Origin of the sequence: Bacillus manliponensis (genome assembly GCF_000712595.1) — a bacterium.
Classification (GTDB): Bacteria; Bacillota; Bacilli; order Bacillales; family Bacillaceae_G; genus Bacillus_A; species Bacillus_A manliponensis.
Genome location: NZ_JOTN01000010.1, coordinates 93960 through 116919, shown reverse-complemented (window position 1 = coordinate 116919; position 22960 = coordinate 93960). Strand labels below are relative to the sequence as shown.

The window sequence follows — 22960 nt, the reverse complement described above, 5'->3', positions numbered from 1 at the left end:
TCTAAAAAAGAGAAGTTATACTTTGCTACCTGTCTGCCATAATTCCTTAACCTTTTCAGAAAGAATCGGTGTATCGTCTACTATTATTTTACTAATTGCTGATTGTTCAAGCGATGTTTGTACCGGTTCTACCGGAAGTAATGATCCGACAATAATTAGTACAAACAAAATAACATATACTTCTACGAATCCTAATAGCGCACCTGCAAGTGCATTTACTTGCTTTAATACTGGAATTTCTGTAAACATATTTAGCAAATGTCCAAGTAATGTGAGTGCAATTTTTGCTATGATGAATAGTGCAATAAACGCAATCGCTTGATAGAAAACCGTTTCCATATCACTTGCATCAATCCACTCTGGAACAGACGCATTTTGTTCAAACGGATATGGGACAATTTTTTGAAGTACTGGCGCAAAATCTTTACAGTACCAGTATGCGACAAGGTATGCAATAATAAAGCCCGTTAACTTTACGAGTTGCAATATAAAGCCTCTTCTCAATCCGAGAAAAAAGCCCATAATAAGCAACAAAATGATAAGAATATCAATCATACTATTCCATTCCTTCTTGTTTCATACTTTCTTTCAACTTTTCATGTTCATCTTTTAATTTTATGTAATCGTGTATGACATTCACTGCTGTCAATACCGCTAGTCTACTTGTATCAAGCGAAGGATTCTTAGCATTGAGTTCACGCATTTTATCATCCACAATCGCTGCGACCATGCGGATATGACTTGTACTTTCATCGCCAACAACCGAATATTGTTGGCCGTATATTTCTACATTAATTCGACTTCGATTTCCATTTTGTTGTGACAACTTACTGGCCTCCAATCACGTACAGAATCCTAAAGTTTATCATACCATGAACCATCATAATATGGAAACAGAAACGACAATTCGATATGATAAAATATATAGGGAAACTTCAGTTACAGGGAGAGTTCTTCTATCTCCCTATGATTGTTAGTCGAACGAACCTGACTCTTACGGACTGTAAACCTCCCACCCAAATCTCCGAAATGTAATATGAGAGGTTTACAGCCTCTGTTAGAGCAGGATTATATAAAAAAGGAGCGACTGTTTTGTCAAATTCTATCGTAATTCAAACAAATCCTTCTGCAATTGAAAAAATGAAAGAAGCTTATAAACATTCCATTGCACCTAAAGTTCCACAAGGTGGTATTTTTATGGCGAAAGTACCTTCATGCACAGTTACCGCTTATAAATCAGGAAAAGTAATGTTTCAAGGGGGACGTGCCTCAGAAGAAGCAGCACGCTGGCAAAATAGCGCTGAAGTAACTGCTGCGCCTCGTAAAAAAACAGTGAACGCACACGGCTTTGCACCGCCAGCTTCTATTGCAGCGATGTCGATTGTCGGCTCAGATGAGGTTGGAACAGGCGATTACTTCGGACCGATGACAGTTGTTGCTGCGTACGTATCTGCCGAGCAAATTCCATTATTAAAAGAACTTGGCGTGAAAGACTCCAAAAACTTAAACGACGCGCAAATTACAGAAATCGCAAAGCAAATTCTTACCGTTATTCCTTACAGCTCACTTGTGTTACATAACGAGAAATATAATGAGCTATTTGAAAAAGGCTACAATCAAGGGCAATTAAAAGCGATGCTTCATAATAAAGCGATTATGAATTTACTTGAAAAACTTGGCCCCACAAAGCCAGAAGGAATTTTAATTGATCAATTCACACAACCAACGACATATTACAAATATTTAGCGAAACAAAAGAACGTACAGCGTGAAAATGTTTATTTTGCAACGAAAGGAGAAAGCGTACATATCGCTGTTGCAGCCGCCTCTATTTTAGCTCGTTATTCCTTCGTTAAAAAGTTTGACGACCTCAGCAAAAAAGCAGGTATGCCACTACCAAAAGGAGCGGGCAGTCAAGTGGACATCGCAGCGGCAAAATTAATACAAAAACTAGGAAAAGAACGATTACATGAGTTTGTAAAGATACATTTTGCAAATACAGAAAAAGCAATGCGTTTGTTAAAACGATAGCTTTGTTTCAGTATGGGCAGGATATAATGCGCTTAAACGTAAAGAGACTTCATGAAGTCTCTTTTTTAATTGGAAACATAACTATCCAGTATTTTCTATGTTATGATTATATTAGAAAACATAACAGAATGGGAGGAACATGAATGAGTCATTCAAAAGTAAACAAAACAATCTACTTATTTGTACATTTCATCTTCCCAGTTACACTTTTTGCTCTCTCCACGATTTGGGGTGTTTTCTTCTCAGCAAAATCGATTAGCACAAACATAGTAGACAACCTCTGCATTATGGCAATTTATTATGTACTCGCGAGCATCGCTTGGTTCTTTTACTTTAATCGTTTGCAAAAAAATGTAGAGGCTATCGTACAAGAAGTTAGAGACGAATAAAAAAACAGTCCGAAAAGGTACCTACCGGAAAACTTCGGACTGTTTTTTTATTAACTACGCTTTTGTTTCTTATGTGAAGAAGACACTGCAAAAGAGCCTGTCTCCTCTGTCGTTGTACCTTGTCCTTCTACTTGTGAAGAACCAAGACCTACTCTTGATGGATCTTTTTTCGTTTTACGGCCCATAGTTTCACCTCCATCGTTACTTTCTCCTTACGAGAGTAAAACTATGTAATAGAAAAAGCGAGAGATAAGATCTCTCGCTTTTTTCATCTTAAAAATCTGAAGAGCCTGGTGTTCTTGGGAACGGAATTACATCACGAATGTTTGCCATGCCAGTAATGTACATTAAGAAGCGCTCGAAACCAAGACCAAATCCAGCATGTTTTGTACCGCCATATTTTCTTAGCTCTAAGTACCACCAGTAATCTTCTTCATTCATACCTAGTTCTTTAATTCTATCTACTAATACGTCTTCTCGTTCTTCACGTTGACTTCCGCCGATTAACTCACCGATGCCAGGAACAAGTAGGTCTGTTGCCGCTACTGTTTTGCCGTCATCGTTTAAGCGCATGTAGAATGCTTTAATATCTTTTGGATAGTCTGTTACGAATACAGGACGTTTAAATACTTGTTCAGATAAGTATCTTTCATGCTCTGTTTGTAGGTCAATGCCCCACTCTACTGGGTATTTGAAGTCTTCACCTGATTTTTTCAGTACTTCAATTGCCTCTGTATATGTGATGCGTCCAAAATCAGAATTGATTACGTTGTTCATACGCTCAAGAACTGTTTTGTCAACGAAGCTGTTGAAGAATTCCATTTCTTCTGGTGCATGTTCTAATACGTATTTCATTGCATATTTCAGCATATCTTCTGTTAAGTTCATTACATCTTCAAGCTCAGCGAATGCAATCTCCGGCTCAACCATCCAAAACTCAGCAGCATGACGAGTTGTGTTTGAGTTTTCAGCACGGAACGTTGGACCAAATGTATACACATCACGGAATGCTAACGCGTATGCTTCTGCATTTAGCTGACCACTTACCGTTAAGTTTGTTTCTTTACCAAAGAAGTCTTGGGACTCATCAACTTTTCCATCTTCACCTTTTGGTACGTTGTTTAAATCTTGCGTTGTAACACGGAACATTTCGCCTGCACCTTCTGTATCGCTACCTGTGATGATTGGCGTATGAACGTGTACAAATCCACGTTCTTGGAAGAACTGATGAATTGCAAACGCTGCGATAGAACGCACACGGAACGTTGCAGAAAATGCATTCGTTCTTGGACGTAAGTGCGCAATTGTACGTAAGTACTCAAACGTATGACGCTTCTTTTGCAGTGGGTAATCAGAATGTGATAAGCCCTCAATCTCAATTTTCTCCGCTTTAATTTCAAACGGCTGCTTTGCACTTGGTGTTGCAATTAACGTACCTTCTACTTTAACAGAAGAGCTTAGCGGAAGCTTTGCGATTTCTTTAAAGTTTTCAAGCTCTGTATCGAAAACGATTTGTACGCCTTTAAAAAAGCTTCCATCGTTTAATTCAATAAAACCAAATACTTTTGAATCGCGTAAGTTACGAATCCAACCAGATACTTGTACTTTTTGATCTACATACTTGTCAGTTTCTCTATACAAGCTTTTTACTAATGTGTTTTCCATTGTGTATTGCTCCTTTACTTATATTGAAATATAAAAAAACCTTTCATCCATAAAGGGACGAAAGGTTAAACTTCGCGGTACCACCCAATTTGTCATAAAGACCAACTCTACTCGTATGTATTACATACTTTCCCGGTTTGTAACAGGCCGGATTCCCGTCTAAGTCTACTCTTGAAATACTTTTCAATTTCGGTTAGCAACTCCAAGGTGTTCTTCATATATACCGCCTCATCAGGCTCGCACCGTCCCTGACTCGCTTTGGATTATAGTATATACTACTTTTCCTTATCATCGTCTTTTCTAAATGTTAAACTAAAAATAATGTACTACATTCATGAGAAAGATGCAAGTTGTGTTTAGAGGACTTACCACTCTCGCCACTCTTCTGTTATATCCTCTTCTACTTTCAAGCCAGCTATTGCTGCTGATTCTGTAATAAATTCATATAACTCTTCTCGTTCTTCCGTTTCAATGAAACAATCATATCTTTCGTTTAACTCATTCAAAGCAACAACGACTTGTTCCACACAGTCCATAATTGTCTGCTCTTTCTCACGCTCATCCAGGCGTTGTAAAAGTGTTACATACGTATGCAACACTTTTTCCGTAGCTTCAATATTCTCTTCTGTAAATATATCATCTCCATCACTCATCCGACTTTTCTAAGTAAGTGTTGGTTTCAATAACTGTTCTAATTTCATATGTACCTCCAAGAAAACAAACGTTTGTTCTTATTTTATACCATTTTCCCAGAGGATACAATTTCTAATCCACTTTCACATGAAATGCCATGCCTGTATGTGCCTCAATCATACGAATATGTCCATCTGTTTTTGGGAATGATGGTGCGTAACAAAGCTCATAACGCACTGGATTCTGCTCCTTTACCCACACAAGTTCCATCTCTAAGTCCCGAACATAAATTGACTTTGCTGCTTCTTCAGAAAGTGTTGGTTCAGCATTTAATGTATGTAACTCCTCGGCAACATCAGTAACTGCCTGAAACTCTAAAATCTTCCCAGACTGCTGACCAATTTGAATGACTAAGCTGTATGTACCTACCCTTTTACCTTTGTAAAGAGGATGGAACCAAAAGCCATATTGTGATTCGCAGTTTTCATCTTCCCATATGCAATGATGCAACGGATGGCTTCTCTCTATCAAAAATTGTTCATCAGCCTTCGGATAACATGCAAATAAAAATTGGAGCGCACTTTCTCTTGCTTCCTCTTCTGTTATCACTTCTTTCATTTCATCTTTTCGTTCATTATTGATTACGCTGATACACTGAAATGTTTCTTTATGAAAACGTACTTGAATAGTGTGAAACGGCGTTCCTTCTTCCACTTCCACATCATCAACATAATCTCTCTTTGTCCAAAGTTCCGTTACTTCCTCGTCTATTTCGTTTGTATGAATCTTTATATATGTATCATCTAGTCCAATTAACTTTATAACCTCTTCTTCTTGTACAGTACGTTTTTCTATATTATAAAATTGATGAACGAAACCGTTATAATCCTCCAATGTATGTAGTTCTCCGTTTGCTCCTATGTCCATAACATGTTCTTTTGGCGCATAAACGAGGTGATAGGAATCATCACCATTTTCATATATCTCCTTATCCGCCTGTGCAAACAACAATTCAAATTGAAGCGCTTCAATATATTTTTCTCTCGCTTCTTCCTTTGTAATCAGCTTCGCCGGATAATGCACTTCACGATCTGCTCCTTCAGAAAAGAAATACTGAATCCGTCCATCCTTTGCAATCTCAAGTACGACAGGAGGTTGCGGAAAAGTCAGACCGTAACGTTCATCTCGCAATTCATAGGAAAATTGAAATACGTAATCCTCTTCAATCATTTCCGATGAATAAATAAATTTAACGATATTAGAAGCAAATACTTGTAAAAATGATTGGGCAATCTCATGAACTGCCTCATGTGATAATCCTATACAACGTACTTTCTCTAAATCTCGGCACGTTTCAAAATGCTTTAATCCACCTTTTCCATCCATTTCATAACAAGCTACAAGTTCCCCTGTTCGCTTCTCAAACACATTAAACTCCTGCTCACTCTCTTCTGAAGTAACAGCATACAATTGTATGTCCTCATTAATCTTTAAAAATAATTTTACTTGTTCAAGTATATCCTTCATTAGAAATCCTCACACACCCTTCTCTTATAACTCTTATTATAAATAAAAGAAAACCTTTCATCTATGGGAGAATGAAAGGTTTTCTTTTTATTTCCTTTTTAATTTTATTTCTCCAAAATTCTTTGTCTTTAATGTGATACTTCCTAGTTTTTCATAGGAAGTGATTGGGAAATTGGCATAAATAATAGTCTTTCCACCTTTTACATCTGTGCTATACCCATCTGAAGATTTGTATTCATTCCCTTTATTATCAATCACTTTCATATCAATAAACTCATTTTCATCTTCTACAATTTCATCTACTGAGAAAACAATATTAAAAGATGTTGGACTCGCTTTTGCTGAACTGAGTTTCAAATGTGGAGAGGTTTTTATCGCTTCATACTCGATTTGTTCACCCTTTTCTTGTTTCACACTATTCTCAACCGGCAAATTCCAGGTTCCATCAATTGTTTTCATTTCACCATCTTCATAAAAAATATTTACACTTTCTATTTCTAACATAGCACCTTGCAGTATCGGTATGTTCCCCGCCTCAGATTCATATATCTCTTCGTATTGTACATTGCCTGATTTCTCATCTAAAGATACAAGCTGATCATCCCCTCTTGATATGTAATATTTACCGGGCGTTCCCTTTAGAGGTTTTGTATCAGGAATATTTTCTAAAATGTACTCACCATCACCATTCTTTAAACGATAATCAAATGATATTTGTCTTACTGGCTTTTGTAGTATACTCGTATCGTTAAATGCAATGCTGAAGCGAAATCCCATTTTATGTTCATCAGCAAAGTATTGATTCAGGGCAACAGTAACCCCTTGATCCACCGTCATACTATTGCTCCTTTCCGTAAATCCCTCCTCAACTGCTCGTTCAATACCTTTATCGTTAAAACGAAAGAGTTCGATAATACTTGCTCTCACTTGTTCGTTCGTAAACAGTCCACCCGCCACAATAACCGAGCACGCTGCTACCGCTACTTGTTTCCATACTTTGTTTCGCTTATTTTTCTTTGTATTCGCCCGTATCATATCATATGAACGATTTACAGACTCCCTTACAACATCGGGCATCTCTTGCTTTTCGTTGAATAACTGTTCTAGTTCTCTTTCGAATTTATCGTTCATTGACACTCACTCCTTCACCACAGTAATAATGATTACGTAATATGGACTTTGCCCTCGACAATCTCGATTTAATTGTTCCTTCTGGTTCTTTTACGAATAAGCTAATTTCTTTAACGCTAAGCCCAACGATATAATATAAAACCAGAGCAACTTTATAATCTTTATTTAGACTATTTAAAGCATCCTCTAATTCTACTTTTAAAAATTCATTTCCACTCCCTGCTCGCTCATCATCCGAAGCAATGATTGTAACCTTTCCCTTTTTATTTAATATGCGATTGCATATATTGATTAAAATTTTACAAATCCACGTATTGAAGTACTCCTCACTTTTAAGCGTATGTACTTTTTCATACGCTGTCATAATTGCTTCTTGCATCGCATCTGCTACATCTTCATCATTTTCTAGCAATCTTTTTGCTACTTTATACAACACATCTTCATATTGCTGTACAAGGGACACAAAAGCATCACCGTCTCCCTGTTTCGCCTTTTTTACTAAGGCTATCCGATTGTTCATGTAAAAGCCTCCTTACTAAGAAATTTTAATATATACGTATCCTTATGTTCTTTACATTCTATTAGATAACCAGACTTGTGATTTAGTTGCATTCATTTTTAGAAAATACATAGAGAGGAGTACACTCCACTCCGAGTGGGCGCTTCTTTCCGTTCCGTGTATGAAAAATGGGTCATTTTCAAGAAATCAACCCCATATTACGATGATGAACCAAATAAAAAAAGGACTACAAAGAGTCCTTTTCCAATTATATATTAAAAAGCGATCATAGCTCCTCGTTCATCGAATACAGAATCTGGGTTCCATGCGACTTCCCATAGATTGTTTTCAGGGTCAGCAAAGTAAGCTGTTCGACCTCCCCAAAACGCATCGCTTGGCTCTCTCAAAATTTTCCCGCCTGCATTTCGGATTGCCTCGATTGTTGTATCCACTTGTTCTTGCTTGTCTACATTAATCGCAAATGTTACACCGCGGAAATTTTCTACATCTTTCTTAATTGGAACTCCGGCATCTTTTGCTAACTCCTCAATCGGAAAGATAGTCAAGAATACACCCGCTGTTTTAAAAGCAGTGTAATTATCAGAACTAAACTCTGTTTCTTCCCATCCTAACCCTTTATAAAACGCTCTAAGAGTTGGCAAATGATATGCACCAATTGTAATAAGACTCACTCTTTGTAATACCATAAGAATATGACCTCCATAACTTTATATTCTTATAGTTTCAACAACAGATTTAAATCTTCCTTCTATAACAACCTTCATCTCAAGACAAATCGTACATATTTATGAAAGAGGGTTTTTATTCTACATATGCCAACCGCTTATTTTTTAAAATTCACTTTCAAAAACAAACACCTATAATTTAGAAAACATACTCTAAACTATACATTATTGAAAAAGGGAGGCAAGCAAATGGATTATCCATACTATAAGAAAATTCCCGTTACAAGCACGCCTTTTTTTCCTTATATCGGTTTATCAGAACTTCCTGAAGTTCGAAATCCCGCAGAATCACCAAAACATCCCGAACACAAAAAAACAACAAAAACATTAAACACTCCCAACGAAAAGACTATGTGCTGCAGACAAATTATAGAGCATAAAATCGAGTTAGTTCCCCCAGCAAAGAAAGGAACTACCAAAGTTGATAAGCAAATATTCTCTACAATTGAAAAGGTATGTCCAGAAGTAGTTATTATTCTTGGATTCATCCGTAAAACCATTACCTATACAGCTGTAATTGATAATAAAGAAATCCCAAATTACACCATACAAGATGACGTTCCTTTCCAATGTCTTATAGAATCCACAGAGATTAAAGAAAACTACCCATTTAGCATCATCGAGCAAAAAATACTAAGTGAAGTTTTCGCCCATGAAATTAACTTTGGAAGATCAAATGATCCTCTATTGTATAAGCATACCCTTGCTTTCAATTTTATAGGAAAAGACATTATAAAAATCTCTATCAAATAAAAGAGGAATATATCCATATTTGATTATCACAAATAGAATTTTAAAACCTTAGATCTACTGAATTTTCAATGACAAGCTTTCTAAAACGAAGAACTTATTTAGTAGTTAATTAAAGACCATTGAAAATAGGAACCTTGTCCAAGGCAACCTCCTATACAAGCTTCGTATACTTTTCATAATCTATACTAACTGCAAATAGCACTCTATCTAGATAACTACTTGTAGAAGAAAAACCTTCGAAATATGCGAAGAGAGTACATCTAATTAAAACTAAGGAGGAATAATCAATGGTTTGTCCCTTAACTAACCCTACAACTTGTTGCCAAGTTGTGGTCGAACACCTAACACAGCTTGTCCCACCAGCACTTGCAGGTACTGTTACCTTTACACAAACGGTTGAAGCTGATATTGAAAATGTAATTCCGGAAAAAGTCATCGTCTGTGGTGTAGTTCGTAAAACACTCACTTATACTGCTGTTTTAGAAAACGGTGCTATAATACCAGATTTTCAAGTTTTCGACGATATCCCTTTTCAATGTGCGATTGATCGCGAAGATGCTAATGAAGGAGATCTTTTCGAGGTTACAGGCGTAGCAATTCTTGGACAAGTTACTGCCCAAGAACAAAACTTTGGATTTATAGATGACTTACGAGTGGCTTTTAAATTTAAAGAAAAAGAGGTCATCAAAGTCTGCGTTAGAAGATTAGTGGTAACTAGTACTGAAGTAGATATTGGACTAGGCTTTACAAGCGAAGATTGCAACGTTCCTGTTGTTGCACCAGGGCGTTTGTTAGTGAACGGCATTGGATTTGCAGGAATACCAGTTTCTTTCACAGTACAAGGTGCCGCAACCGTTTCTCCAACTACAGTGTTTACAGAAGAAGGTGGCTTCTTCAATACTACTGTTACCGCTATTGGACCTGGCAATATAACCCTTACAGCTTTCGGTACAGTAAGCGGGGCTCCTTTCTTTGGAGAAGTAACCGTCCTTTCACCTTGTGTATAAGGAAGAGATCTCTTCATATAACAAACTGTTAGAACGCTTTTTGGTTCAATAAAAAAAGCTGGTTGCTTCCAGCAACCAGCTTTTTCGTTATATTATTTACGTAACTCTGCACCAAATGTTTCTTCTACCGCTGCTAATACACGGCTATGTGCTTCTGTTACCTCTTCATCTGTTAATGTACGCTCTGGATCGAAGTAGTTCATAGAGAATGCAAGTGATTTTTTGTCTTCTTCCATTTTTTCACCTTCGTATAAGTCGAATAACGTTACGTCTTTTAGAAGCTCTCCACCTGCCTCAGCAATTGTGCGCTTCATTTCACCAGCTTTTACATCTTTATTTACAACAACAGCGATGTCACGTGTCATTGATGGGAAACGTGGGATTGTTGTATAGTACGTTTCTTCTGCATCTGCTGCAAATAGCTTCGCAAGAGATAATTCAAATACGTACGTCTCTTTCAAGTCTAATTGTTTTTGTGCTTCTGGGTGTAATTGACCGATGTAACCAATTACTTCACCATCAAGTAAAATATCAGCTGTACGTCCTGGATGCATGCCATCGCGTTTCGTTTGTGCATACGTTACGTTACTTGCAACACCTAATACGTCAAATAGACCTTCTAAAATGCCTTTTACTACAAAGAAATCAACAACCTTCTTTTCTCCTTGCCATTGATGATTTAAAGCAAGGCCTGTCATAACACCAGCAAGATGTTGACGCTCTTTCGGAAGTTCTCCTTCTACAGTTGGCGCGAAGATGGAACCTACTTCGTATAACGCAACGTTGTCATTTTTACGAGCGTTATTGTAAGAAACCGCTTCTAGTAATTGTGGCACTAAGCTTAAACGTAATTGACTGCGTTCCTCACTCATTGGAAGCGCAAGGTTTACAGGAGCCTTTTCGTTTGGCGTTACCATATATTGCTTTGCTTTTTCAGCACTTGTTAATGAATACGTAATCGCTTCATATAAACCAGCACCTTCTAAGTAACGACGTACTTTACGACGTTTTGTTTGTACCGTATTTAACATACCGCGTGTCATTGTGCCTTCTGGAAGTGTTACTGGGATGTGGTCATATCCGTATAGACGGCCTACTTCTTCCACTAAGTCTTCTGAAATTGTAATATCAGGGCGACGTGCTGGTACGTTTACATGGAATGTTCCTTCTACTTCTGAGAATGGGAACTTTAAGTTTGTGAAGATTTTTCCTACTTCATTTGCTGAAATATTTGTACCTAATACACGGTTGATTTTCTCAACTGTTACAGATACTGTACGCTCTTCACGCTTTAAGTTATCTGCTTCTACAACACCTTCTAATGCTTCGCCACCAGCATATTTCGCCATTAATGCGGCAGCATGTTGAATCGCTTCAAATGTACGCGTTGGGTCGATTCCTTTTTCAAAACGAGCACTAGATTCACTGCGAAGACCTAAATCTTTCGATGTGCGGCGTACTGTTTGACCTGCAAAATATGCAGACTCAATTAATACGTTCACTGTATCGTTATCTACTTCAGAATCTGCTCCACCCATTACACCAGCAACCGCTAATGCTTTCGTGCCGTTTGTAATAACAAGGTGGTGCGCTTTAAGCGTACGTTCTTGATCATCTAACGTTGTAATCTTTTCGCCTTCTTTCGCAAGACGTACAACGATTTCTTTTGAGCCTAATTTATCGTAATCAAACGCATGTAACGGCTGACCATACTCAATTAAAATGTAGTTTGTAATATCAACTACGTTACTAATTGGACGAATTCCAGCTGCCATAAGGCGTGTTTGCATCCAAATTGGTGATGGACCAACCTTTACGTTTTTCACCATTTTTGCGATATATAATGGGTTTTCTTCTTTTGCTTCTACATTTACAGAAATATAGTTTGATGTTTTCTCTGTGCTTTCTTGTAAATTAATAGCTGGCAGTTTTACTTCACGGCCATAAATAGCTGCTACTTCGTATGCCACACCTAACATATTTAAGCAGTCCGCACGGTTTGGTGTTAAGCCAAGCTCAAGAACTTCATCATGTAAATTTAAAAGCTCAAGCGCATCTGCACCAACTTCTGCATCACTTGGGAAAATGAAAATTCCTTCTGCATAATCTTTTGCCACTAACCTGCTGTCAATACCAAGCTCATCAAGGGCACAAACCATACCGTGAGAAGCTTCGCCGCGCAGCTTCGCCTTTTTAATTTTGAAGTTACCAGGAAGAACAGCACCAACTTTTGCAACTGGTACTTTTAAGCCTTTTGCGATATTAGAAGCACCACAAATAATTTGAACTGGCTCTTCTTCACCGATATCGATTAAGCATTTGCTTAATTTATCAGCTTCCGGATGTTTTTCACACTCTAATACGTGACCAACAACGACACCCTTTACACCTTTGTTTAATACTTCTACACCTTCAACTTCAATACCGCTTTTCGTAATTTTATCTGCTAATTCTTGTGCTGTTACACCGTTTAAATCTACATACTCTTGTAACCAACGATATGATACGAACATTTTTTTCCTCTCCTTTCCTTACGCTCGTTTAAATTGTTGTAAGAAACGTACATCGTTTGTATAGAAATGACGAATGTCATCAATGCCGTACTTTAACATTGCAATACGCTCTGCACCCATACCGAATGCGAAGCCTTGATATTCTTTTGAGTCATAACCAGCCATTTCAAGTACGTTTGGATGAACCATACCCGCACCTAAAATTTCAATCCAACCTGTTTTCTTACAAGTGCCGCAACCTTTTCCGTGACACATCATACAAGAAATGTCCATTTCAACAGATGGCTCTGTGAATGGGAAGAAACTTGGACGAAGGCGAATTTCACGATCTTCACCGAACATCTTCTTCACAAATACTTGTAATGTACCTTTTAAGTCACTCATACGAATGTTTTTATCGATTACTAAACCTTCAATTTGCATGAATTGGTGAGAGTGCGTCGCATCGTCATCATCGCGGCGGTATACTTTACCTGGGCAAATGATTTTAATTGGACCTTTCGCTGTATTCTTTTCCATCATGCGCGCTTGCACAGATGATGTATGCGTACGAAGCAATGTTTCTTCTGTAATGTAGAAAGAATCTTGCATATCACGAGCTGGGTGATCTTTCGGTAAGTTTAATGCTTCAAAGTTGTAGTAGTCTTTCTCTACTTCCGTACCTTCTGCTACTTCATAACCCATACCGATGAATACATCTTCAATTTGCTCAACAACCGCTGTTAACGGATGGTGACAACCTGTCGTTACAGGGCGACCTGGTAATGTTACATCGATTGTTTCAGCCGCTAGTTGCTCTTCAATCGCTGCTTTTTCTAACATGTTAATTTTCTCTTCTAAACGCGTTTGAATTGCTTCACGCACCTCATTCACAAGTGCACCCATGCGTGGGCGCTCTTCTGGAGATAATTTCCCCATGCCACGAAGTACTTCTGTAATCGGGCCTTTTTTCCCTAAATACGCAACGCGTACATCATTTAAGCTCTTTAGCTCTTTCGCTTCTTCAACAAGCTTTAACGCTTCTTGCTGTAGCTCTTTTAAACGTGCTTCCATTTGGAACCCTCCTAATGTTAAAAAATAAAAAACCTCGCCCCCTAAAAAGGGACGAGGTAAATTCGCGGTACCACCCTAAATTGACAGAACAAGTCTGTCCACTTCATTCATGAATAACGGTTTTTAACCGGAACGCCTTTACATATGATATGGTCCTGGCGTCAACTCAAGAGGTGAATTCACTTACGTCTACTATAAGAATGCTTGCAGTCTATGGCACTCTCTCCCTACATAGCGATTATGTAAGCTACTCTTCTCTATCAACGTTTTTTATTATTATATACTCCACATTATAAGAAGTTTTTTAACGATTCGCAACTGGCGTTTGTAAATAATACGTTAAAATCCCTGCTGCAACGGCAACATTTAACGACTCTGCTCCGCCATAAATCGGAATGTATAAGTTTTGATTACATTTTGCAAGCAATTCTTTACGCACACCATTCCCTTCGTTTCCTACAATTAGCGCGAAACTTCCAGATGGCGTTATCTCACCATAAGGCACACCATTTTCAAGTGCTGTTCCGTAAACAGAAACATTGTTCTCTTGCAAACGATCAATCCACTCTTCTAAGTTTCCTTTTACAACTGGTAAATGGAAAATAGATCCTTGTGTAGAACGAAGCACTTTACTATTATATGCATCAACAGAGCCTTCACCAAGTACAACCGCATCAATACCAGCAGCATCTGCTGTACGAATAATTGTCCCTAAATTACCTGGGTCTTGAATGCCATCTAACAGTAGAAATTTTCCGTTCGTAAGCTCTACATCTTTTTCTTGTTTCTCACAGACAGCAAACACACCTTGTGTTGTCTCTGTTTCTGCTAATACTTTTACAATTGCTTCTGGAACAATATACAGTTCAACATCATTGACTTCCCAATCTTTTGGAAGATCTGTTTGATCCGAAACGATAATTTCTGTCGCAATTTTCGCCTTTAGGGCTTCTTCAACTAAATGAAATCCTTCTACAAAAAATAAACCTGCTTTATCGCGCTCTTTCTTCGTTTGCAGTTTCTTCCACTGTTTCACGCGTGGATTTTTTACTGAATCAATGTTTTTCATAATATGTAATTCCCTCTCTTCTTGTCTTCCCATTATAGCCTATTTTTCATACATATTTACATAAAAAACAACAAAAACTAACGTCATTAATTTGCAAAAAGAGGTGAGTATGGTGAGTTTTAACTTACGAGGTGCTGTATTAGCAAACGTATCTGGTAATACACAAGGACAATTACAAGAAACAATTGTCGATGCTATTCAAAGCGGCGAAGAAAAAATGCTTCCTGGCCTTGGCGTACTATTTGAAGTCATTTGGAAAAACGCTGATGAAGGCGAAAAGCAAGAGATGTTACAAACGTTAGAGCAAGGATTGAAGAAATGAAGTGAAATCACCTTGGCAATTGCTGAGGTGATTTTTGGTTAAGTGAAAATTAAGGTGACTTCCTTCACATTTGATCATATAATCTATATATTAAATTTTAATAAATTCGATAGGGGACTTTTTATGCAACAAGAACTTACAAATAGTAACGTGTATTCTATATCCTGGTGGGGGTTTGTTTTTTCTTTACTATTTGCGACTTTTGGAGTTGGAATTATTGCTGGACTATTCACTTTCATTCCATCCAACATCTATACAGAATTTATTCTGATGCAAGAACCTACTTCACTTCACGTCTCATTCGAGGATGTAGCTTTTAATTTTGCCCAATGTACTATATTACTTTTATTCATTTATACATGTGAACCTATAAAAAAATTAATCGTGCCAAGTTTGAATTTCAAAGTATTGAAACAAATAAATGTGTATGTATATGTACTTCTTTTCTTTGCATTGGATTGGATAATATGTTCATATGTTCTTGCACCACTATTTCCTCATGCAGGAGAAGAACAATATATCGCTTTAGATTTTGAAATACTAGAGAAACACCCTATTCTTTTGTTCCTAGGTACTGCCATCTTTGTTCCAATTCATGAAGAACTTATATTCCGCGGCATGATTTTACGCTTTTTACAAGAACGTTTCCCATTTTGGCTTGCAGCTGTCGGATCAAGCTTCATTTTTGGTATTGCTCATATCTATTCAGTCGGAGTTATGATAAGTGCCTTTATCAGTGGCATGTTTATGGCAATCTTATGTAAAAAAACGAACTCTATTATTCCAGCTATTTTGCTACATATATTAATTAATACATTTGCTTAAACCTTTTCATCAACTCTATAATTGAAATATTAAAAACGATAGGTGGACATAAAACATGCAACCAGAAACAAATATAATACAAGAACAGCACCGCCTAATGTCATGGTCGAATTTTGTCGGCTCTGTTTTGTTTGCTTTTTTCGGAACAAGCATTATCTCGGGCTTATTTACTTATCTTCCACTAGCCATTTATAGTGAAGGTATGACAGATGCAAAGAAACTTGCTTTTTATGAATCACTTGCGGGCATAGGGGCTGTAACGTTACAAATCATTCTTTTGTTAGTTTTTATCTATAAGCATAAAGTACTGAAACAATTGTTACAACCAATTTTCAACTTTCAAGCTTTAAAGAAAGGAAGCACATATGGATACTTACTTCTTTTCTTTGTCTTAAACATTATACTAAGCTCAATTATCTTAACTTATATATTCCCAGAAGCAACAACAGAGCAAGATAATGCTTTAAATTTAGAAGTGTTAGGACAATATAAATTTCTATTAATTATTAACATTGCTATACTTGTTCCGATTTTTGAAGAACTTATTTTCCGCGGTATGGTTCTACGTTTCTTCCAAACACGTTTCTCATTTTGGATTGCCGCACTTGGATCGAGCTTCATTTTTGGAATTGCTCATACGTACGCAGTAGGTGTGATGGTCGTTACCTTTATTCTCGGAATGCTTATGGCAATCTTATGTAAAAAAACAAATTCCATCGTTCCAGCTATATTGCTTCATATGATGAACAATATGCTTGCAACGTTACAATAAGTGTAAAAAGGGACTCAGCTGAGTCCCTTTTCCATTTTATATTCCGGATTATTATGTCGTTTACATCCAAACAAATAGCACGCTGTCAAAAAGTCTGTTTCAAAAGTTAACTTTGGCGTATAATTAGCTGAAATTCTTTCCATTAAACTTTTCCATTCTTCTTTTTCTATTATTAACTCTTGTATACGCTCTGCTTTATCTTTCTCTGTCCACACTTCACAGCACTCCTCTTCATGCACACTATCCATTATTTCTTCTACTTCTTGTATCACTTCCTGCAGTAATTCATGTGCACGAGTATGTTGACCGTTTCGAAGTAATACATACATATATTTACTTACCCAATCTTCCATTTTCCCGTACTCGTTCCACCCTTTTTCAAAAAAGAGAATCGCTTCTTGAAAACAACCGAGTTCAGTATATAATTCCGCCACTTGTACAGTTTCTATTTCTTCAGCAGTTTGTAAAAAATCTTCTAACCGACGCTTTGCTTCTTCTCTTCTCCCTAACTCAATCAAACATTGTATATAGTCATATATCGCATACTTATGACCATTAGAGACCTCTAGAAAATAATTCACTGCCTCTTCTAAATTACCAAGACAATACTCCGCAGTCGCAAGATTAAAAGTTGCCTCCAAAGTTGGTTGAATCGCAAGTGCCTTTCGTAAAACTTCTCTCGCCTTGCTCCATTGCCCAGTTCTCACATATCCCTCACCTAAAAGACTATAAGGAAAGTGAGAGTGTGGCTGAAAACGAAGTACTTCTTTTAACAGATGGATCACTTCGTCCACATCTTCTTCTTCATACATGTATATATGAGCAAGATTTGTTAATGACTGCACATCTCTTGATTCTTCTACTGCTTGCTTAAACAGTGTAAATGCTTCTTGATATTCATTTTGTTCTAATAATGCAATTGCTTTTTCATTTGTATTCAAAGATTTCTCCCCTTTAATTAACTTGAACTTCAAATGACTCCTCACTTAACACTTTATAATAATCTGTTTTCTGATTTCCTTCTTCACCAGATGTTAACTCTGGAGTAAACGTAATCGAAGTCACACTTTCATCTAACTTTCCAAAACGCCAGTAGCTCTCCTTCGCTAATGTTAGCCCTGATACAGCTTGTAACGCATTCCCATCTTGATCTTCCGCTAAAAACTTTACATCTAATTCTTTTCCATTTAACATTTTATAATTCAATTTTACTAATACAGGAGAAATTCGCAAATCCTCTACTTCAATTTTTTGTCCATTCTCTAGTGTGAATTTTTTACCAATTGGTATAATCTTTGTATCAGCTTTTAACTTATCACCAGATGCAGTAAACGAAAAACCCCAGTCTCCTTTTATAGAATCCTCTGTATTTGAAAACTCAATATCTCGATATACAACTTGTATGTTTAACTCCCCCGTCACATCCATCCACTTTAATTCTTCATCTCTCAAATCAATAGCAGAAAAGAAAGTATACGTGTAATCATTTACTTTTTTCGTATCACCACTTCCGCCTCCATTAATTCTTTGTCCATTAATATAAATATCTGGCCACGCAAATGCTTCTTTCAAGTCTGTACTACTTGATTTAAATGTACTATTTACAATAATTTTCCCCTCATCTAGCAGCACTTCATCCAGACGTACTTCTACATTATTATCATAAACAGTTTGACCTACTGTTGTTGTATACTCTTTTAAATCTTCTTTACTATTCACATATTCCTCCGTTTTACTACCAATCAACGGAATATCTGCAATCATGCTACGCATATCCACTGTCATTATACAGAAAAATGCTACCGCTGCTGTTGCTAGCACCGTTATATTTCGTTTTGTATGACGTCTTTTTGTTAACTTTTTATTAACCCTTCTTTTCATCCTCTTCTTCTCCACATCACTCAAACACACTTCTTCATAATCGCTCACATCTACCTCAACATCATTTAACATTTCAAATGGGTCTTTCATTCTTGCCACCTCACTTTTCATTTATTTCGCGCGGCTATGTAAAAATAATGAACGAAGTTTTTGACGCCCTCGCGATAACCGATTATAAATAACTCCACTTTTCATCCCCATACTCTCTGCAATTTCTTCTACACTCTCTTCTTCTACGTACCGCTTCATAAAAATTTCTTTATCTTCTTTCTTTAAATGATCTAGCATTCTTTCCATTTCAAGACTTACTACATCATGGTCCGTCATTGTTACGTATACCCCTTCATTTAGGCTATCTCTCTCCGCTTGCTTCATATATTTCCTACACGTATCAATGGCTTTATATTTTGAAACAGCTGCAATCCAATTTTTCAAACTATTTTTCTCTTCATCAAACTTTTTGATATGATTCCAAACCGCTAGCAATATATCATCGATGCATTCTTCCTGCATATCTTCTAGTGAAAACAAATGCTTTCGCACAATACTTGTAATAAGTCCACCGTAAATATCAATAATAAAGTGTAACGCTTTTTCATTACGGCTTCGCAACTCTTTCACAACGTTTTCATCTGTGATTTTCACATACTCCCCTCCTCTCTAACTCTTCTCATCTTTTAATTCGTTTTCCATTTATGTATTTCTATCAAAAAATTTAGATTTTCATTTTCAAATATCCAAAATACTCCTCTTATTGTAAACTAAAGAATACAACAAGGAGGAGTTATATTGACAAACATGGAAGCACTTCCCATTATGCTATGGGTATCATTTGTACCAATACTAGCACTAACAGGAATCGCCGGGGGCATTTTCCTAATCATACAAGGTGTAAAATATAAGAAACTAGTAATTGGTATGCTTGGAATTATCTCTTGTACACAAATCATATTACCGTTTGCTGCCTGGGGGTTCGGAGAGATATTGCCAAACATTCCAACTCCTGTTTATTGGGGCATTTTCGCTACTACTGGTCTTGTTGCTTGTATCCTTGGCATATATAATCGTCTTTTACCTATTTCTATTACAGGCGCTATCATATGCATAGTTGGGGGCATTGGTACAGCACTAGCTGCAATGAGCGGGATATAAAGTGAAACTAACACTCAGTAGGGGTTTTCTTCATCCCCCACTGAGTGTTAGCCCGAACAATCGGGGTAAAAAGCAAAACCCGCCCAAAAGGGCGGGTTTCTCGTAGTTTATTAGATTAATGCACCATTTGCACCAAGTTTTTAGCCTTCAATTGTTGTGTTTGCAGCCATATGTCCGTCATTGTAGAAATAGTACCATGTACTATTGATTTGCTGCCACCCTGTTTGCATAGCACCGTTTTTGTTTAAGTAGTACCATGTTCCACCAATTTGTTTCCATCCCGTTTGCATTGTACCGCTTGTATTAAAGAAGTACCATGTTCCACCAATTTGTTTCCATCCTGTTTGCATAGCACCGTTTTCGTTTAAGAAGTACCATGTTCCACCAATTTGTTTCCATCCCGTTTGCATTGTACCGCTTGCATTAAAGAAGTACCATGTTCCACCAATTTGTTTCCATCCTGTTTGCATAGCACCGTTTTCGTTTAAGCAGTACCATATTCCACCAATTTGTTTCCATCCTGTTTGCATTGTACCATTTTCGTTTAAGTAGTACCATGTTCCATTGATTTGCTGCCATCCTGTTTGCATTGTACCATTTTCATTTAAGTAGTACCATATTCCATTGATTTGCTGCCATCCTGTTTGCATAGCACCATTTTCATTTAAGTAGTACCATGTTCCATTGATTTGTTGCCAGTTCGTTTGCATGATGCCTTCTTTATTAAAGAAGTACCATTGGTTATCGATGAAACTCCAATTTGTTTGCGGTGTTTCTGTGTTGTAGTAATACCACTTGTTGTCGATTTTTGTCCATCCGGAATAACTTTGCTTTACAGTTACTTTAGCAGGCTCGCTTTTGTTCCCCGCTTTGTCCGCTGCGATAACAGTAAGCTCTGTTTCGCCTTTTTGCGCTGGAATTTGTACGGTAAAGTTTCCGTCTTTGTCCGCAACTGCTGATCCAATTTTTGTTGTATCCACAAAAACACTTACCACTGCATTTGGTTCTGTTTTCCCGGTTACTTCTGTTGTTTTGTCTGTAACAGCATGTACCTCTGGTTTGCTTGGAGCCGTTATGTCTCCCCCGCCTGGTGTTTCTGTTCCTTCAGCTACAACATTTTGTATTACTGTACCAGTGTAAAAAATCCCTGTATCTGCAAATGGATCTTTTACTCCAAATTCATATACTTTCTCACCTGGCGTACTCCATTTTACCGCATCATTATTATATTCACCGCCTTCACTCTTCAAACGAATTTTCGTAGAGATTTTACCATCCTTTTCATATATTGGTATTTTCACTTCTTTATTTACTTCTGTTTCTTCTAAAAAGACTTTTTGATTTTGAACATTAATATAAGCTTGCTTACTTAATTCCACAACCGGTCTAACATCACGAATTTCATTTGCTACAAAGTTTACATATATTAATTTTTCCAACTTACTAATTGGTGATAGATCCGAAATGTAATTCGCTTCTAAATTAATTTTTTCTAAGTTTGCTAGTTTTGATAACGAAGCAATATCTTTTATTTCGTTATTATCTAACTCTAATACTTTAAGATGACTCATTTGACTAATCGGCGTTACATCTTCAATTTGATTTTTCCCTAACGATAAATCTTCTAATTGATTCAACTGATGAATTCCCGAAATGTCTTTAATTTTATTACGCGTTGCTATTAAGTCTGTTAATGGTAATGTGTATAATGGCGTTATATCTTCAATTTGATTACCCGATAAAGATAGATATGTTAGGTTTTTCAATCCACTTAACGGAGCAACATTGGAAACTTTATTATTAGCTATATTTAAAGTTTCTAACTGTTCCATTTTACTTAACGCAGTAATATCTTCAATTTGGTTACCCGATAAAAACAAGCTTTTCACATTTTTCATTTCACTTAGCGGGGCAACGTTAGAAATTTTATTACTGCTTAAATCAAGGTACTCTAAATTGTCCATTTTAGTAAGCGGCGTTACATCTTCAATTCCACTGCTACGTATAGCTAACTTTTTCACTTGTTTTAAATTCGAAAAGAACGTCAAATCTTTTATATTCGCACGAGTTATTGTTAAAAACTCTAAGTTTGGCATATATTGTAGTGCGCTATAGTCAAGAATCTCATTCGTATTTAAAAATAACTCTTTTACTTGTAGTAACTCTTCTTGCGTAATTGGTGTATCTAAGTCTTCTCTATTAAATACTTTTTGATTAACAAGTTGTCTTAATTTCTTATCTGTTATCACATTTTTACTATCAACTGGATTTTCAGTTCCGTTATCACCTGGATTAGAACCATCACCTGGATTTTCAGTTCCGTTATCATTTGCATTAGGATTTATAATTTCAAATTGAACTTGATATTTATTATTGTATCCAATTGCTGGAATAAGAATATGCATTTGCATATTATACTTCTTCGATAACTCTCCTATTTCAAATTGAACTACTTTCGTTCCATTTTTTCTCTTATCCTCTGACAATACTTCTACATCATGAAATACACCTGGTTGATCCATATCTTCTACTCTAAGATATTGAAAATAATCGCTATCTTGTACAGTTACAATAACAAACTTCTTTCCATTCTCAATTTTCAACTTAGGATCTTTTAAGTATTGAGAAACCATAGATGGTTCATTTTTTTGATCTTTATATACTTTTATCTCAGCATCATATATACGATCTGGTGCTAGTGCTTCCGTTTTATTTGCTTCAATTGTTACTGCTGCTTGCGCTGCGCTAGGATAAACAGCGAAAGGAACAACTAATGTTGTAGCCACTAATAATGCTCTAATGTTATTTTTTTTCAAAGCTATATCCCCTTTATAATATAATTCGTTTATCAATTAGATGATAATGATTTTCATTATCGTTGTCAATGATAAAACTTTCTAAAACTATTTTTATGATTTTTGTGTGATCAAACCACCCACTTGCTCACTGGATTTGAGTCAATATTTTGCACACAAAATCACAAACAATAGTT

At 36.7% G+C, this 22960-nt stretch carries 24 protein-coding genes and 2 other annotated features; of the genes, 8 read left to right on the top strand and 16 right to left on the bottom strand.

Translation table 11 applies throughout. The features are described 5' to 3' along the window. Window positions 1-15: 15 nt before the first annotated feature. Both BAMA_RS13310 and zapA read right to left on the bottom strand, forming a co-directional pair. Entirely contained in the window at window positions 16-555 is a 540-nt protein-coding gene (locus BAMA_RS13310) for a CvpA family protein (protein WP_034639818.1), read from the bottom strand. Between the two features lies 1 nt (window position 556). After that, window positions 557-826 (bottom strand): cell division protein ZapA, encoded by a 270-nt coding sequence (gene zapA, locus BAMA_RS13305; RefSeq protein ID WP_034639816.1) that lies wholly within the window; start codon window positions 824-826, stop codon window positions 557-559. A gap of 266 nt (window positions 827-1092) precedes the next feature. On the opposite strand from zapA, the gene rnhC reads away from it, so the two are divergent. Further along, complete coding sequence (gene rnhC / locus BAMA_RS13300; protein WP_034639814.1) at window positions 1093-2031, top strand: ribonuclease HIII; 939 nt, start codon at window positions 1093-1095, stop codon at window positions 2029-2031. A 143-nt stretch (window positions 2032-2174) separates the two neighbouring features. Further along, entirely contained in the window at window positions 2175-2420 is a 246-nt protein-coding gene (locus BAMA_RS13295) for a hypothetical protein (protein ID WP_034639813.1), read from the top strand. Window positions 2421-2470: 50 nt separating this feature from the next. On the opposite strand, the gene BAMA_RS24060 is transcribed toward BAMA_RS13295, so the two are convergent. The 7 genes from BAMA_RS24060 to BAMA_RS13265 all read right to left on the bottom strand — a co-directional run bounded on the left by BAMA_RS24060 (window position 2471) and on the right by BAMA_RS13265 (window position 8582). Continuing rightward, a complete protein-coding gene (locus BAMA_RS24060) occupies window positions 2471-2605 on the bottom strand; it encodes a YuzL family protein (RefSeq protein WP_084157994.1) in 135 nt (44 codons plus the stop codon). Between the two features lie 88 nt (window positions 2606-2693). Next, a complete protein-coding gene (gene asnS / locus BAMA_RS13290; RefSeq protein WP_034639811.1) occupies window positions 2694-4085 on the bottom strand; it encodes an asparagine--tRNA ligase in 1392 nt (463 codons plus the stop codon). Between the two features lie 50 nt (window positions 4086-4135). Next, window positions 4136-4386: a binding site (T-box leader), on the bottom strand. A 64-nt stretch (window positions 4387-4450) separates the two neighbouring features. Continuing rightward, window positions 4451-4738, bottom strand: coding sequence for a hypothetical protein (locus BAMA_RS13285; protein WP_157406002.1), 288 nt, complete (start codon window positions 4736-4738; stop codon window positions 4451-4453). Window positions 4739-4850: 112 nt separating this feature from the next. After that, window positions 4851-6245: a YcdB/YcdC domain-containing protein gene (locus BAMA_RS13280; RefSeq protein WP_034639809.1), complete on the bottom strand. Its 1395-nt coding sequence runs from the start codon at window positions 6243-6245 to the stop codon at window positions 4851-4853. An 87-nt stretch (window positions 6246-6332) separates the two neighbouring features. After that, the gene (locus tag BAMA_RS13275) at window positions 6333-7376 is read right to left on the bottom strand and encodes a DUF4179 domain-containing protein (RefSeq protein ID WP_034639807.1); all 1044 of its coding nucleotides are present in this window, start codon (window positions 7374-7376) and stop codon (window positions 6333-6335) included. After that, window positions 7366-7896 carry a sigma-70 family RNA polymerase sigma factor gene (locus BAMA_RS13270; RefSeq protein ID WP_034639805.1) on the bottom strand — a complete coding sequence of 177 codons (531 nt, stop codon included), beginning with the start codon at window positions 7894-7896 and terminating at the stop codon, window positions 7366-7368. The genes BAMA_RS13275 and BAMA_RS13270 overlap by 11 nt, the downstream gene beginning before the upstream one ends. A 254-nt stretch (window positions 7897-8150) precedes the next feature. After that, a complete protein-coding gene (locus BAMA_RS13265; protein ID WP_034639803.1) occupies window positions 8151-8582 on the bottom strand; it encodes a VOC family protein in 432 nt (143 codons plus the stop codon). A gap of 228 nt (window positions 8583-8810) precedes the next feature. Between BAMA_RS13265 and BAMA_RS13260 the strand changes: the two genes are divergently transcribed. Both BAMA_RS13260 and BAMA_RS13255 read left to right on the top strand, forming a co-directional pair. Then, window positions 8811-9374: a hypothetical protein gene (locus BAMA_RS13260; RefSeq protein ID WP_034639801.1), complete on the top strand. Its 564-nt coding sequence runs from the start codon at window positions 8811-8813 to the stop codon at window positions 9372-9374. Between the two features lie 287 nt (window positions 9375-9661). Next, entirely contained in the window at window positions 9662-10381 is a 720-nt protein-coding gene (locus BAMA_RS13255; protein ID WP_034639799.1) for a hypothetical protein, read from the top strand. Between the two features lie 92 nt (window positions 10382-10473). Here BAMA_RS13255 and pheT read toward each other — a convergent pair whose 3' ends face one another. The 3 genes from pheT to BAMA_RS13240 form a co-directional block, all read right to left on the bottom strand. Beyond that, window positions 10474-12894, bottom strand: a complete 2421-nt coding sequence (pheT, locus tag BAMA_RS13250; RefSeq protein WP_034639797.1) for a phenylalanine--tRNA ligase subunit beta — start codon at window positions 12892-12894, stop codon at window positions 10474-10476. An 18-nt stretch (window positions 12895-12912) separates the two neighbouring features. Then, window positions 12913-13947, bottom strand: a complete 1035-nt coding sequence (pheS, locus tag BAMA_RS13245; RefSeq protein ID WP_034639795.1) for a phenylalanine--tRNA ligase subunit alpha — start codon at window positions 13945-13947, stop codon at window positions 12913-12915. 44 nt (window positions 13948-13991) lie between these two features. Beyond that, window positions 13992-14220: a binding site (T-box leader), on the bottom strand. Window positions 14221-14251: 31 nt separating this feature from the next. Then, a complete protein-coding gene (locus BAMA_RS13240) occupies window positions 14252-15049 on the bottom strand; it encodes a TrmH family RNA methyltransferase (protein ID WP_034639793.1) in 798 nt (265 codons plus the stop codon). 79 nt (window positions 15050-15128) lie between these two features. Here BAMA_RS13240 and sspI point away from each other — a divergent pair, with 79 nt between their 5' ends. From sspI to BAMA_RS13225, 3 genes are all read left to right on the top strand, one after another. After that, window positions 15129-15338, top strand: a complete 210-nt coding sequence (gene sspI, locus BAMA_RS13235) for a small acid-soluble spore protein SspI (RefSeq protein ID WP_034639897.1) — start codon at window positions 15129-15131, stop codon at window positions 15336-15338. 123 nt (window positions 15339-15461) lie between these two features. Continuing rightward, the gene (locus BAMA_RS13230; RefSeq protein WP_034639791.1) at window positions 15462-16163 is read left to right on the top strand and encodes a CPBP family intramembrane glutamic endopeptidase; all 702 of its coding nucleotides are present in this window, start codon (window positions 15462-15464) and stop codon (window positions 16161-16163) included. A 55-nt stretch (window positions 16164-16218) separates the two neighbouring features. Continuing rightward, entirely contained in the window at window positions 16219-16935 is a 717-nt protein-coding gene (locus tag BAMA_RS13225) for a CPBP family intramembrane glutamic endopeptidase (RefSeq protein ID WP_034639789.1), read from the top strand. A 14-nt stretch (window positions 16936-16949) separates the two neighbouring features. On the opposite strand, the gene BAMA_RS13220 is transcribed toward BAMA_RS13225, so the two are convergent. From BAMA_RS13220 to BAMA_RS13210, 3 genes are read right to left on the bottom strand one after another with little or no spacing between them, the layout of a single operon-like run. After that, window positions 16950-17876 carry a tetratricopeptide repeat protein gene (locus tag BAMA_RS13220; protein ID WP_034639896.1) on the bottom strand — a complete coding sequence of 309 codons (927 nt, stop codon included), beginning with the start codon at window positions 17874-17876 and terminating at the stop codon, window positions 16950-16952. A gap of 13 nt (window positions 17877-17889) precedes the next feature. Next, window positions 17890-18906 carry a DUF4179 domain-containing protein gene (locus tag BAMA_RS13215; protein WP_034639787.1) on the bottom strand — a complete coding sequence of 339 codons (1017 nt, stop codon included), beginning with the start codon at window positions 18904-18906 and terminating at the stop codon, window positions 17890-17892. 21 nt (window positions 18907-18927) lie between these two features. After that, on the bottom strand, window positions 18928-19461 hold the full coding sequence (locus tag BAMA_RS13210; RefSeq protein ID WP_034639785.1) for a sigma-70 family RNA polymerase sigma factor: 534 nt from the start codon (window positions 19459-19461) through the stop codon (window positions 18928-18930). A gap of 144 nt (window positions 19462-19605) precedes the next feature. Between BAMA_RS13210 and BAMA_RS13205 the strand changes: the two genes are divergently transcribed. Next, window positions 19606-19968, top strand: a complete 363-nt coding sequence (locus BAMA_RS13205) for a hypothetical protein (RefSeq protein ID WP_051758946.1) — start codon at window positions 19606-19608, stop codon at window positions 19966-19968. 140 nt (window positions 19969-20108) lie between these two features. On the opposite strand, the gene BAMA_RS24055 is transcribed toward BAMA_RS13205, so the two are convergent. Then, complete coding sequence (locus BAMA_RS24055) at window positions 20109-22784, bottom strand: leucine-rich repeat domain-containing protein (RefSeq protein ID WP_084157991.1); 2676 nt, start codon at window positions 22782-22784, stop codon at window positions 20109-20111. Between the last annotated feature and the right edge of the window lie 176 nt (window positions 22785-22960).

Bases quoted from the DNA above. Each gene is read 5' to 3' on its own strand.
- BAMA_RS13310 (WP_034639818.1), bottom strand. From the start codon at position 555: ATGATTGATATTCTTATCATTTTGTTGCTTATTATGGGCTTTTTTCTC.
- BAMA_RS13295 (WP_034639813.1), top strand. From the start codon at position 2,175: ATGAGTCATTCAAAAGTAAACAAAACAATCTACTTATTTGTACATTTC.
- BAMA_RS24060 (WP_084157994.1), bottom strand. From the start codon at position 2,605: ATGGGCCGTAAAACGAAAAAAGATCCATCAAGAGTAGGTCTTGGTTCT.
- asnS (WP_034639811.1), bottom strand. From the start codon at position 4,085: ATGGAAAACACATTAGTAAAAAGCTTGTATAGAGAAACTGACAAGTAT.
- BAMA_RS13285 (WP_157406002.1), bottom strand. From the start codon at position 4,738: ATGAGTGATGGAGATGATATATTTACAGAAGAGAATATTGAAGCTACG.
- BAMA_RS13280 (WP_034639809.1), bottom strand. From the start codon at position 6,245: ATGAAGGATATACTTGAACAAGTAAAATTATTTTTAAAGATTAATGAG.
- BAMA_RS13275 (WP_034639807.1), bottom strand. From the start codon at position 7,376: ATGAACGATAAATTCGAAAGAGAACTAGAACAGTTATTCAACGAAAAG.
- BAMA_RS13270 (WP_034639805.1), bottom strand. From the start codon at position 7,896: ATGAACAATCGGATAGCCTTAGTAAAAAAGGCGAAACAGGGAGACGGT.
- BAMA_RS13265 (WP_034639803.1), bottom strand. From the start codon at position 8,582: ATGGTATTACAAAGAGTGAGTCTTATTACAATTGGTGCATATCATTTG.
- BAMA_RS13260 (WP_034639801.1), top strand. From the start codon at position 8,811: ATGGATTATCCATACTATAAGAAAATTCCCGTTACAAGCACGCCTTTT.
- BAMA_RS13255 (WP_034639799.1), top strand. From the start codon at position 9,662: ATGGTTTGTCCCTTAACTAACCCTACAACTTGTTGCCAAGTTGTGGTC.
- pheT (WP_034639797.1), bottom strand. From the start codon at position 12,894: ATGTTCGTATCATATCGTTGGTTACAAGAGTATGTAGATTTAAACGGT.
- pheS (WP_034639795.1), bottom strand. From the start codon at position 13,947: ATGGAAGCACGTTTAAAAGAGCTACAGCAAGAAGCGTTAAAGCTTGTT.
- BAMA_RS13240 (WP_034639793.1), bottom strand. From the start codon at position 15,049: ATGGGAAGACAAGAAGAGAGGGAATTACATATTATGAAAAACATTGAT.
- BAMA_RS13230 (WP_034639791.1), top strand. From the start codon at position 15,462: ATGCAACAAGAACTTACAAATAGTAACGTGTATTCTATATCCTGGTGG.
- BAMA_RS13225 (WP_034639789.1), top strand. From the start codon at position 16,219: ATGCAACCAGAAACAAATATAATACAAGAACAGCACCGCCTAATGTCA.
- BAMA_RS13215 (WP_034639787.1), bottom strand. From the start codon at position 18,906: ATGAAAGACCCATTTGAAATGTTAAATGATGTTGAGGTAGATGTGAGC.